We start from the raw sequence: 12734 nt of genomic DNA, 5'->3' as shown, positions 1-12734 counted from the left end.
GATGCCGGCGGCCTCGCGGCGGCCCGGCTCTCAGCGTTGCGGCGGCGCGACGCTCCCTCGGGCGACAAGCGTTGGCGCGATGGTCTTTCGCAACGCCCCGCCGGTGCCCGACTCGATCTGGGTCAGCAGCATCTGCAGGCTCGCCCGCGCCACCGCGTCGAAGTCCGGACGGACGGTGGTCAGCGGCGGAATGAAGTACGCCGCCTCCGGCACGTCGTCGAAACCGACCACGCTGATGTCGTGCGGCACCCGCCGACCGAACTCGTGCAACGCCCGCAGCACGCCCAGGGCGAGATGGTCGTTCGAGGTGAAGACCGCCGTGACCTCCGGCATCCTCGCCAACATCTGCCCGCACCGGTAACCCGATGCGGCGGACCAGTCCCCCGGCATCAGCGGCGGCGGGTCCACCCCGGCCGCCAGCAGCGCCTCCCGCCAACCGTCGATGCGGCCGACGCTGTCGAACCAGTCGAACGGCCCGGAGACGTGCCAGACGGTGCGGTGCCCCGCGTCGAGCAGGTGCTGGGTCGCCGCCCGGGCGCCCGCCACCTGGTCGACAGTCACCAGCGGCACCGGCCGACTCGGGTCGCCGTCGACGGTGACGAGGGGGACATCCTGCGGCAGGTGTTCCAGCGCCTCACCCGCCGACTCCACCGGCGCGATGACCACGATGCCGGCGACCCGGTGCGACAGGTGTCGCTCGACGGCGGCCGAGATGGAGCGGTGGTCCAGGTTTCGCACGCTGCCGACACTCACCGCGAAACCCTCTTCGGCGGCGGTCTGCTCCAACGCGGCCAGCATCGAGGCCGGACCGTAGAGCGTGGTGTTCTGGGCGACCACCCCGATGACCTGGGATCGGCCGGTCACCAGGGCACGAGCGGCACCGTTGGGGCGGTAGCCGAGTTCGGCGATCGCCGCCCGCACCCGAAGCCGGGTCTGCTCACGGACGTTGGGGTGCCCGTTGAGCACCCGCGACACCGTCTGATGGGAGACACCGGCCAGACGAGCGACATCTGTCATCGCGGGACCGTGGACGGCCATTTCACTCTCCCCGCTACGTCTCCGGCCCGCGGCCCGTCGACGTCGACTGGAACGGCCCGGCCCGATCCCCCTCGCTCAGCCACCACGCCGGTGCTGAATCCCAGGTGACCAGCGCTGAATCGCCGTCAGTCTACGCCAGCAACCGCTTCGAATACGGGACGGCTGTGCCCGGATGTGCTACGCATCGAAGCCACACAAGGCTTTTCCCACGCGCCGTACGCGGGCCACCGGCTCGCGCGTACGGGCTGCGATGGTGCGCCAACCTGCTCCACGCTCCTGGACAGAGCGTGGAGCAGGCCGACTGGAACATGACCAGGTGGCGCCGACTTCGTGCCGGACCGGCCGGCGCTCGTCGACGCCACCTGTCACACCGAGCGCCGTGTGACCGGCGTCACGGCGTCGTCAGGGCGAACTGGCGGACCGTGACCGCGCCGCCGAGCGCCGACGTCGCGTGGTTGAAGATGGCGAACCGGTAACCCATGAAGAACTGCCAGTTGTTCGCCAGCGTCAGGGCATTGCCGAACGAGGTGAAGTTGACCCCGTCCGTGCTGTACGAGAAGCGGGCCTGCCGCCCGGACCCCGGTCTGATGTCGGCGTTGGCCCGCAACCAGATCCGGCCACCGGAGACGGCGGTGCTCGCCACCTCACTGCCGGTGCTCGTGGTGTTCCAACTGCCGTCCATCGTGAGCCCGTTCTGCATCACCAGTCGGGTCGCCCCGTTGTCCCGTCGGACTCCGATCCAGGCCGACGAGTTGCGCAGCACCGCCAGGCCGGTCCGATCACCGTCGCGCATCGTGGAGTAGTCCAACTCGATGGTGGCGGTCGAGGTGGGGCCCTGGATCCGGTGGGTGAGCGTGTTACGGGCCTTGTACAGGTCGCCGGTGACGGTGGCGGTCTGCAGGTTCAGCCCGTTGTTGACCGAGAACTTGCTGGTGTCGGGGTTGTGGTTCCACTCCCACTGCGGGCCGAGCGTGGTGCCGGCGAACGTGTCGGTGCCGGTGAGCGGCTTGACCGCTCGCGGCGGCGCGGGCAGGTTCGGCTTCGGGTACGAGGAGCCCCACGTGCCGTTGACCGTCTGCAGCACCGGCCAGCCGTCGCCGGTCCAGGTGATCGGAGCCATCGCGGGCATCCGACCACCGGGGTACGCGTCGACGAAGGACATGTAGTACCAGTCGCCGTTCTGGGTCTGCACCAGCCCACCCTGGTGCGGCACGCCGCCACCGGAGATCGGGCCGGGCAGGTTGAGCAGCACCTGGCGCTGCTCGTACGGGCCGAACGGGCCGTTTGTCGACTTCAGCACGTACTGACCGTTGGCCGGGCGGGTGAGCCAGATGTAGTAGGCGCCGTTGCGCTTGTAGAACCGGGCGCCCTCCAGCGTGCCGATGCTCGACGGCGTCTGGTACACCTGCTGGGCACGGACCTGGGACTTCCCGTCCGCGGACAGCTGCGCCACGCTGATCGTGGAGTTGCCGTACGCCACGTACATGGTGTCGTTGTCGTCGATCAGCATCCCGGCGTCGTAGTAGCAGTTGGGGATGGTGGTGTGCTTGGTCCACGTGCTGTCGACGGCGGACGCGGTGTAGATGTGCGTCTGCGCGAAGTCGATGCACCCGGCCCAGTAGTACGTCTTGTTGCTCGGCCGGTAGTTCAACGTCGACGCCCAGATCCCGTCGACGTACGCGTTACTACCGCCGCTCATGTCGTACTTCGAGCCGAAGTCGAGCTTGGGCACGGAGTGACCGGCGTACTCCCAGTTGACCAGGTCGTACGAACGCAGCACCGGCGCGCCCGGCGAGTAGTGCATGGTGGACGCCGACATGTAGTAGGCGTTGTCCACCCGGATGATGTCGACGTCGGCGAAGTCCTGCCAGACCACCGGGTTCGAGTACGTGCCGTTCGACGGGGGCGGCGTGGTGGGCGGTGGCGTGGTGGGGTTGCCCCCGCCGTCGACGCGGACGAGCTGCCACTGCTGGTTGGTGCCGTTCCAGTCGGCGTACTGCACGATGTTGCCGCCGTCGGCGGTCGAGGCGCCCTGCACCTCCATCGCCTTGTTGCTGTTGCGGTTGATCAGCCGGACGTACCCGCCGTCCGAGTCGGCCAACCGGAACTGCTGGTTGGTGCCGTTGTTGTCGGACCACTGCACGATCGGCCCGCCGTCGGCGGTCGAGCGGCCGGAGACGTCCAGCACCTTGCCCGACAACCTCGACTTGAGCCGGTAGTAGCCACCGCCGGAGTCGACGAACTGCCACTGCTGCTGGTTGCCGTTGTTACGGGTCCACTGGGTGATCCGCGCGCCGTCGTTCGTGGCCATGTTGTACACGTCCACTGCCTTGCCGCTGTTGCGGTTCACCAGGACGTACCAGGCGCTGGTGTCGACCGTGGCCGCTGACGCCGGCGACGAGGCGACGGCCGCAGCCGCGCCACCGACCACAAGCACCATCGCGGCGACGGCGAGTCTCGTAAGCCACCCGCGCCGTGGCGCACCCCGGGGAACCCGACCGATGGAAAGCATGATCCTCCTCTGCTGACGCGAACCGTGCGGTCTGGGCCGGCGTCCGCGGCACCGGGCGGGGCACCGAGCTGACCACGCCCGGCCATGTGATCGCTAACACCGGTCGTCCGACCGTCGCGGTGCCGAGGTGCCGAATCCGCGGGGTAGGACGCGCGCGTGGCCGGACCAGCCAACGACATCGACCATCTTGGCTATAGACTGTGAGCGATAACATGCTGTTAGTCAAGGCGTAACACAACCGTCTCGTGGCCCTGCCGGCGGAGACGCGAACGGGTGGTCCATCCCGAGCCCGCAGGCAGGGGATGGGACCACCCGTCAGATACGCGGCCGGGCCGCGCGGGTCAGAAGCCGCGGGCCAGCCGGTAGTAGGCCTGGTTCCAGCGGATCTCGTCGGCGAAGCGGCGCGGCGTGGTGTCGGCGTCGATGACGACCAGTTCGGTACGGCTCATCTCGGCCAGGTCGTGCAACTCCTCCACGCCCACCGCCTGCGACAGCACCGTGTGGTGCGGCGCGCCGGCGGTGATCCACGCCTCGGCCGAACCGGGCAGGTCGGGCCGCGGACGCCAGACGGCACGGGCCACCGGCAGTCGACGCAACGGTTGCGGCGGCGCCACCACGTCGATCTCGTTGGCCACCAGCCGGAACCGCTCACCCATGTCGGCCAGCCCGAGCACCACCGCCGGGCCGGGCGCGGCGTCGAACACCAGCCGGACCGGGTCCTCCCGCCCGCCGATGCTCAGCGGGTGGATCTCCACGTTGGGGACGTCGGAGGCGATTGTCGGACAGACCTCCAGCATGTGGGCGCCGAGCACCAACTCCTCGCCCGGGGTGAGGTCGTAGGTGTAGTCCTCCATGAACGACGTGCCGCCGTCCACGCCCACCGACATCGCCTTGAGCGTGTGCACCAGGATCGACGTCTTCCAGTCGCCCTCGCCACCGAAGCCGTAGCCGTCGGCCATCAGCCGCTGCACGGCGATGCCCGGCAGCTGACGCAGGCCGCCGAGATCCTCGAAGTTGGTGGTGAAGGCCCGGAAGCCACCCGCGTCCAGGAACCCGCGCATGCCCAACTCCAGGCGGGCCGCGTACCGCAACGAGTCGTGCCGATCGCCCCCGGGCAGCAGCTCCGCGCCGATGCGGTAGGTGTCCTCGTACTCCTTGACCAGGTCGTCCACCTGCGCGTCGGTGACCTCGCCGACCACCTTGACCAGGTCGTTGACCCCGTAGGTGTTGACCGACACCCCGAACCGCAGCTCCGCCTCGACCTTGTCGCCCTCGGTCACCGCGACGTCGCGCATGTTGTCGCCGAAGCGGGCCAGCCGCAGCGACCGCATCGCCGACCAGCCGAGCGCGGCGCGCGCCCACGCCCCGACCCGGGCCGACACCCGCGGGTCGCTGACGTGCCCGGCCACCGTCTTGCGGGCCACACCGAGACGCGTCTGGATGTACCCGAACTCACGGTCGCCGTGGGCGGCCTGGTTCAGGTTCATGAAGTCCATGTCGATGTCGTTCCACGGCAGCAGCACGTTGGCCTGGGTGTGCAGGTGCAGCAGCGGCGTCTGCAACGCGTCCAGACCGGCGATCCACATCTTCGCCGGAGAGAAGGTGTGCATCCAGGCGATGACCCCGACGGCACCCTGGGCGGCGGCGTCCCGGCAGACCTGCAGGATCTCACCGCTGTTGGTCAGGACGGGCTTCCAGACCACCCGAGCGGGAATCTGCGGCGAGTCGTCGAGCGCGGCCGCGATCTGACGGGACTGCTCGGCGACCTGCCGGAGCGTCTCCTCGCCGTACATGCCTTGGCTGCCGGTGAGGAACCAGATCTCGGGTGCGTTTTGTGGTGCCATGGAGTTGCCTTCCGCGAGAGGGGCGGTCACTTGTAACGGATTCCGATGAGGCGCTGGAGAAGGATGAACGCGAACAGCAGGCCGCCGATCACGATCTTGGTCCACCAGGAGTTGAGGCTCCCATCGAAGGTGATGAGGGTCTGGATCACACCCAGGACCAGCACGCCCAGCACCGTTCCGAAGACGTAACCCGCGCCCCCGGTGAGCACGGTGCCCCCGATGACGACGGCTGCGATGACGTCCAGCTCCATGCCGACGGCGATCAGTGGCGCACCGGAGAGGGTGTAGAAGGACAGCAGGATCCCACCGATCGCGGAGCACAGGCCGCTGATCGTGTAGACGGCGATCCGGGTCCGCCCCACCGGCAGGCCCATCAGCAGGGCCGACTGGGGGTTGCCGCCGATGGCGTACACGTTGCGGCCCAGCCGGGTGTAGGCCAGCACGTACGCGGCGATGGCGAGCACGACGAACGCGATGAGCACGCTGATCGAGATGAAGTTGCCCTTGGGATCGCCGATCCGCTCCTGCGACATCCTGGTCCAGAACCCGTCGGTGATCGGGATGGACGCACCGGAGATCAACGTGCACATGCCCCGGGCGAAGAACATCCCGGCGAGCGTGACGATGAACGGCTGGATCTCGAAGAAGTGGATGGCGCAGCCCATCAGCAGGCCGAGCGTCGGACCGATGAGCAGGGCGATCACGAGCACCAGCGCCGCGGGCAGGCCCTCCTGGAGCAGCCAGGCCGACACCATCGCCGTCATCGCCACGACGGACCCGACCGACAGGTCGATGCCGCCGGTGAGGATCACGAAGGTCATCCCGATCGCGACCACGAGCAGGAAGCCGTTGTCGATGAAGACGTTGAAGATGACCTGCACGTTGGAGAACGCCGTGTACTGCGACACCCCGATGCCGTACATCACCAGCAGCAGGGCGAGCGTCGCCAGGACCGGTATCTGCTTCCTCGGCAGCCGGAACCGGTTACGACCGGCGGTAAGCGTTCCAGTGGTCATGCCGGCACCTGCTCCTTCGGCTTGTCGGCGATGGCGGTGGGCGGTGCCGCACTGCGCCTGCGGCGGGCGAACTTGGCCCGGAAGGCCGGCGCCTGGATGAGGCAGACGGCGATGACGACGACCGCCTTGAACAGCAGTGAGGTCTGCGGCGAGATGTTCATGGCGTACACCGAGGTGGTCAGGGTCTGGATGATCAGCGCGCCGAGGATGGTGCCGCTCAGGAAGAACCGACCGCCGGCGAGGGACGTGCCACCGATGACGACCGCGAGGATCGCGTCCAGTTCCACCCAGAGGCCGACCGCGTTGCCGTCGGCGCTGGAGACGTTGGCCGTCATCATGAAGCCGGCGACCGCCGCGCAGACGGCGCTGACGACGTACGCGAGGAAGATGACCCGGCCGGAGCGGATGCCGGCGAGTCGGCTCGCCTCCGCGTTGCCGCCCACCGACTCGATGATCATGCCGAGTGCGGTGCGGCGGGTGAACGCCGCGACGAGCACTGCCGCGGCGAGCGCGATGAAGATGGCCAGCGGCAGGGTCAGCAGGTGACCCAGCCCGATCGCCCGGAACGGCCCGGAATTGATGGTGATGATCTGCCCCTGGGTGATCAGCTGGGCGAGACCCCGGCCGGCCACCATCAGGATCAGGGTGGCGATGATCGGTTGGATCCCGATCACGGCCACCAGCACCCCGTTCCAGACGCCCAGCACGAGCGCGACCCCCAACGCCATCGCGAGGGCGGTCAGCACCACGGTGAGACTGTTCTGGTCGGGCTGCTTGCTGATGTACATGCAGGCCATCGCGCCGCTGATCGCGCAGATCGAGCCGACCGACAGGTCGATTCCGCCGGTCGAGATGACGAGGGTCATGCCCAGCGCGACGAGGATCAACGGCGCGCTCAGCCGCAGGATGTCGATCGGCGAGCCGTACAGGTGCCCGTCCTTGAGTTCGATGGACAGGAACCCGGGCCGGTAGATCGTGTTCGCGGCGAGCATGACGACCAGCACGGCCGCGGGCCAGAACAGCCGGTGACCGGTGATCGTCCGGTAGCGGCTCATGGTGTCGCTCATCGGTCTGCCTCCTCGCGGTGGGATCCACTCGCGATGGTCTGCATGATGCGGTCGGCGTTGAGGCTGGCGTCGTTGGGGAGCTGTGCGACCATCTGGCGGTCCCGCATGACGGCCACCTTGTGGCTGAGGCGCAGCACCTCCTCCAACTCGGCGGAGATGAACAGCACCGCCATGCCACCGTCGGACAGTTGCGTGACGAGCTTCTGGATCTCGGTCTTCGCGCCGATGTCGATGCCCCGGGTCGGCTCGTCGAGGATCAACAGCCGTGGCTCGGTGATCAGCCACCGGGCCAGGAGCACCTTCTGCTGGTTGCCACCGGAGAGGTTGCGGACCGGCACCTCCGGGTCCGCGGGCCGGATGTTGAGCGCCTTGACGTACTTGTCGACAAGCTCGTCCTGGCGACGACGCGGAATGGGCCGCAGCCAGCCGCGGGCCGCCTGCATCGCGAGGATGATGTTCTCGCGGACCGACAGGTCGGCGACGATGCCCTCGGCGCGGCGGTTCTCCGAACAGAAGCCGACGCCGTGGTCGATGGCCTGCGCGGGGGTCCGCAGGCTGCTGGCCGCACCGTCGACAGCTACCTGGCCGCCGTCGGTCCGGTCGGCGCCGAACAACAACCGTGCGACCTCGGTACGCCCCGAGCCCAGCAGGCCCGCCAGGCCCACCACCTCGCCGGCGTGGATGGTGAGGCTGAACGGTTCGACCGCACCCGCCCGCCCGAAGTCCGACACCGCCACCAGGGGGGTGCCCTCCTCCACCGCGGCCAGGTCGCGTCGGGAGTGCTCCTCGATGCCCTCGAGCACGTCGAGTTCCTTGCCGATCATCTTCTCCACGAGGGAGAGCTGCGGCAGCTCGGCGGTCAGGTACTCGCCGACGAGTCCGCCGTTGCGCAGCACGGTGATGCGGTCCGCGATCTCGTAGACCTGGTCGAGGAAGTGGGTCACGAACAGGATCGCGATGCCCTCGTCGCGCAGTTGCCGCATGATGCGGAACAGCTGCGCCACCTCGCCGGCGTCGAGGCTGGACGTCGGCTCGTCCAGGATCAGCACCCGGGCCTTGATGTCGATGGCGCGGGCGATGGCGACCATCTGCTGGATCGCCAGCGAGTACGAACCGAGCGGCGCGCTGACGTCGAGGTCGAGGTCGAGGCGGTCGAGCAGGGCTCGGGCACGACGGCGGACCTCACCCCAGCGGACGGCGCCCAGCAGCCGGGGCTCACGACCGATGAAGATGTTCTCCGCCACCGAGAGGTTGGTGCAGAGGTTGACCTCCTGGAACACGGTGCTCACGCCGGCCGCGGTCGCCTGCATCGGCCCGGTGAAGGACACCGGCTCGCCGTCCAGCGTGATGGCGCCCTCGTCGGTGTCGTAGACACCGGTCAGCACCTTGATGAGGGTCGACTTGCCGGCGCCGTTCTCGCCCATCAGGGCGTGCACCTCGCCGGGAAAAAGCCGGAAATTGACGTCGTGGAGTGCGCGCACCCCGGGAAAGGACTTGCTGATCCCGGTCATCGTCAGGACCGGACGGCTATCCGTCATCCCATCAGACCTCTTCTGGGGGTTGTCGACGCGGAAGGGCCGCTGCGCTCCCACCGCGCCCGCCCGGCCGCCCCTGCGGGAGGCTCGGGCGGGCGTGGCGCGGGTCATCGCGGGTCATGCCCGGTCCGTTCGGGTTTATGGGGCGACGAGGCGGGGCCGCCACGCGAGCGCGGCGACCCCCCGACGTCGATCAGTACTTGCGGGTGGGCAGAGCCTCCTTGGCCTGCGCCTGGGTGAAGGTGGTCTCCTCGGTCTCGATCCGAGCCGGCACCGTCTCACCCGCGTGGACCTTCTTGGCCAGGTCCATCAGCTGCGGGCCGAGCAGCGGGCTGCACTCCGCGATGAAGTTGAACTTCCCGTCGGCGAGGGCCTGCATACCATCCTTGACGGCGTCGACCGTGATGATGGTGATGTCCTTGCCCGGCACCTTGCCGGCGGCGGTGATCGCCTCGAGCGCACCCAGGCCCATGTCGTCGTTGTGCGCGAACAGCACGTCGATCTTCTTGTTGGCCTTGAGGAACTGCTCCATGACCTGCTTGCCACCGGCGCGGGTGAAGTCACCCGGCTGGGAGGCGATGATCTTCAGGTTCGGGTTGGCGGCGATCGCCTCGCCGAAGCCCTTCTTCCGGTCGTTCGCCGGCGCCGCACCGGTGTTGCCCTGCAGCTCGACGATGTTCACCGGACCCGTGGCGGTCTTCTTCTGCTCGACCAGCCAATCACCGGCGAGCTTGCCCTCCTTGACGAAGTCCGAACCGAGGAACGTCTTGTACAGCGACTTGTCGGCCGAGTCGACCGAGCGGTCGGTCAGGATCACCGGGATGCCGGCGTCCTTGGCCTCCTTGAGCACGGTGTCCCAACCGGACTCCACCACCGGCGAGAAGGCGATCACGTCGACCTTCTGCTGGATGTAGTTGCGGATCGCCTTGATCTGGTTTTCCTGCTTCTGCTGCGCGTCGTCGAACTTCAGCTCGATGCCCGCCGCGGTCGCGGATTCCTTGATCGAGGTGGTGTTCGCGGTACGCCAGCCGCTCTCCGCGCCGACCTGCGAGAAGCCCATCGTGATCTTGCCGTCGTCCTTGGTGTCGCCGCCGCCGCCGCCGGTGTCGCTGTTGCCGCAGGCCGCCATGCTGCCGACGAGCAGCACACTGGCGAGGACCGTGGCAGCGCGCCACGGAGCGGAGTGCATTCGCATCTTGCGCATCGAATCTCCTTGGCTCGGTGTGGTGGGGAACCGCGCCAACCGCCGATGTGCAAGGAGCGGCGTACGCGGGTGTTGCGTGCTGCTACTTCGGGGTGGTGCAGACCGGCGGGTCGGGTGTGGCCGCAGAGGGTCAGGAACTCGCCGGTGGGACTGGTTGTCGACCGTAGACGTTCTGGTAACGGTCATGAAGGGCGTCGATGTCGGCAGGCGCGATCGGCACCGGCTGCCCGAGCGCGCGGGCCAGGTGCGCCGTACGGGCCACGTCCTCACACATGACCGCGGCCTTGACCGCCGCGCGGGCGTCCCGGCCGATGGTGAAGACACCGTGGTTGCGCATCAGCACCGCGGGTGAGCGGTGCCCGGCGAGCGTACTGACGATGCCCTTGCCGATGTCGTCGCCGCCGATCAGGGCGAACGGACCCACCGGGATCTCCCCGCCGAACTCGTCGGCCTGCGCCGTGAGATGGCAGGGGATCGGCTCGCCCCGCGCGGCCCAGGCGGTGGCGTACGAGCTGTGCGTGTGCACGACCCCGCCGACCTCGGGCATGGACCGGTAGACGTACGCGTGGGAGGCAGTGTCGCTGGACGGGGCGAACTCCCCCTCGACGAGGACGCCGTCGAGGTCGCACACCACAATCGTGTCCGCCGTCAGGTCGTCGTAGCTCACGCCACTCGGCTTGATCACCATGAGGTTCCGGCCGGGCACCCGCGCGGAGACGTTGCCGGCCGTCCAGGCGACCAGGCGGTACCTGGTGAGTTCGGTGTGCAGGCGGGCGACCGTCTCGCGCAGCTCGCTGATCGCTGTCACGCGACCACCTCCAGCGCGGCCTCCTGTGGGGACGCGGCGGTCTCGGCCGCCGCGTTGCGGATCGCCCGCAGGCGGAGCATGACGTCGTTGCCGCCGCGACCGAAGTGGTCGTGCAGCGTGCGGTACTCGGCGTACAGGGCGTCGTAGGCGCTCGCCCGGTCCGGGTCCGGTCGGTAGACGGCCTCGTGCACCCGACCCATCGCCTGCGACGCCTCGTGGATCGACGGGAACTCACCGGCGGCGACGGCGGCGTGGATCGCCGACCCGAGCGCCGGCCCCTGCGCGGACGCGATGATGTTCAGCGGCCGCCGGGTCACGTCGGCGTAGATCTGCATCAGCAGCGCGTTGTTGGTGAGGCCACCGGCGATCACCAGGTCGTTCACGGGCACACCGGCCTCGACGAACGCCTCGATGATCATCCGCGTGCCGAAGGCGGTGGACTCCAGCAGCGCCCGGTAGATGTCCTGCGGCCGGGTGGCCAGCGTCATTCCGACGATCATCCCGCTGAGGTCGTGGTTGACAAGCAGCGAGCGGTTGCCGTTCCACCAGTCCAGCGCGATCAACCCGTGCGCGCCGATCGGTTGGCTCGCGGCCAGCTCGGTGAGCTGTTCGTGCGAGTCGATGCCGGCCGGGGCGGCGTGCTTGACGAACCAGCCGAAGATGTCGCCGACGCCGCTCTGCCCGGCCTCGTAACCCCACGCGCCGGGGCTGATGCCGCCGTCCACGACACCGCACATCCCGGCCACCTCGGCGACCTGCGTGCCGTTGACGACGTGGCAGGTCGAGGTGCCCATGATCGCGACGAGTCGGCCGGGCTCCACGGCCTGCGCGGATGCCGCGGTGACGTGCGCGTCGACGTTGCCGACGGCCACCGCGATCCCCTCCGGCAGGCCGGTCCACGCGGCGGCCTGGGCGGTGAGCGCGCCGGCGCGGGCGCCGAGCGGCAGCAACGGGCCGTCGAGCTTGGTCACGAAGTCGCCGAAGTCGGGGTTGAGCGCGGTCAGGAAGCCCTCGGACGGGTAGTGGCCGTCCTGGAGGATGCCCTTGTAACCGGCGGTGCAGACGTTGCGGGTCTCGGTGCCGCAGAGCTGCCAGACGATCCAGTCGGCCGCCTCGACGAAGCGCTCGGCCCGGTCGTAGACCTCGGGGTCCTCCTCCAGGATCTGCAGGCCCTTGGCGTACTGCCACTCGGCGGAGATCTTGCCGCCATAGCGGCCGATCCACGGCTCGGCCCGCTCGTGGGCAAGCGCGTTGATCCGGTCGGCGTGCGGCTGTGCGGCGTGGTGCTTCCACAGCTTGACCCAGGCGTGTGGCCGGTCGCGCAACTCGGGCGTCTCACACAGTGGGGTGCCGTCGGCAAGCGTCGGCAGCACCGTGCAGGCGGTGAAGTCGATGCCGATGCCGATCACCGCGGCGGGGTCCACCCCCGCGGCGGCCACCGCCGCCGGAACGGCGTGGCGCAGCACGTCGCGGTAGTCGTCCGGGTTCTGCAGAGCCCAGTCCGGGGGCAGCGTGCGGCCTCCCGGAAGCGCCGTGCTGATAACGCCGTCGCCGTACTCGTGCACCGCGGTCCCCAACTCGGCACCATCACCGACACGGACCACCAGAGCTCGCCCGGACAGGGTGCCGAAGTCGACACCGACGACGTAGCGGTCGTCAGCTCCGTCCACACGGTTCATGTTCACCTCCACCGTTAACGGGGATAGTGTT

At 68.9% G+C, this 12734-nt stretch carries 9 protein-coding genes; all 9 read right to left on the bottom strand.

The window, feature by feature from the left end:
- Positions 1 to 30 precede the first annotated feature (30 nt).
- The 9 genes from ACPXBU_RS09055 to araB all read right to left on the bottom strand — a co-directional run bounded on the left by ACPXBU_RS09055 (position 31) and on the right by araB (position 12703).
- Positions 31 to 1017, bottom strand: a complete 987-nt coding sequence (locus tag ACPXBU_RS09055) for a LacI family DNA-binding transcriptional regulator (protein ID WP_393367307.1) — start codon at positions 1015 to 1017, stop codon at positions 31 to 33.
- Between the two features lie 412 nt (positions 1018 to 1429).
- Entirely contained in the window at positions 1430 to 3550 is a 2121-nt protein-coding gene (locus ACPXBU_RS09050; protein ID WP_425757697.1) for an RICIN domain-containing protein, read from the bottom strand.
- 341 nt (positions 3551 to 3891) lie between these two features.
- On the bottom strand, positions 3892 to 5394 hold the full coding sequence (gene araA / locus ACPXBU_RS09045; protein ID WP_393367305.1) for an L-arabinose isomerase: 1503 nt from the start codon (positions 5392 to 5394) through the stop codon (positions 3892 to 3894).
- A 26-nt stretch (positions 5395 to 5420) separates the two neighbouring features.
- Positions 5421 to 6410 (bottom strand): galactofuranose ABC transporter, permease protein YjfF, encoded by a 990-nt coding sequence (gene yjfF / locus ACPXBU_RS09040; protein ID WP_393367304.1) that lies wholly within the window; start codon positions 6408 to 6410, stop codon positions 5421 to 5423.
- Positions 6407 to 7477: an ABC transporter permease gene (locus tag ACPXBU_RS09035; RefSeq protein WP_393367303.1), complete on the bottom strand. Its 1071-nt coding sequence runs from the start codon at positions 7475 to 7477 to the stop codon at positions 6407 to 6409. Before ACPXBU_RS09035 ends, yjfF begins: the two co-directional genes overlap by 4 nt.
- A complete protein-coding gene (locus ACPXBU_RS09030) occupies positions 7474 to 9015 on the bottom strand; it encodes a sugar ABC transporter ATP-binding protein (protein ID WP_393367302.1) in 1542 nt (513 codons plus the stop codon). Before ACPXBU_RS09030 ends, ACPXBU_RS09035 begins: the two co-directional genes overlap by 4 nt.
- A 190-nt stretch (positions 9016 to 9205) precedes the next feature.
- The gene (locus ACPXBU_RS09025; RefSeq protein ID WP_393367947.1) at positions 9206 to 10207 is read right to left on the bottom strand and encodes an ABC transporter substrate-binding protein; all 1002 of its coding nucleotides are present in this window, start codon (positions 10205 to 10207) and stop codon (positions 9206 to 9208) included.
- Positions 10208 to 10346: 139 nt separating this feature from the next.
- Entirely contained in the window at positions 10347 to 11024 is a 678-nt protein-coding gene (locus tag ACPXBU_RS09020; protein ID WP_393367301.1) for an L-ribulose-5-phosphate 4-epimerase, read from the bottom strand.
- On the bottom strand, positions 11021 to 12703 hold the full coding sequence (araB, locus tag ACPXBU_RS09015; RefSeq protein WP_425757696.1) for a ribulokinase: 1683 nt from the start codon (positions 12701 to 12703) through the stop codon (positions 11021 to 11023). Before araB ends, ACPXBU_RS09020 begins: the two co-directional genes overlap by 4 nt.
- Between the last annotated feature and the right edge of the window lie 31 nt (positions 12704 to 12734).

Source organism: Micromonospora sp. DT231, from assembly GCF_049847025.1.
Taxonomy (GTDB): domain Bacteria; phylum Actinomycetota; class Actinomycetes; order Mycobacteriales; family Micromonosporaceae; genus Micromonospora.
This window is presented reverse-complemented; position numbering and strand designations above follow the sequence as displayed.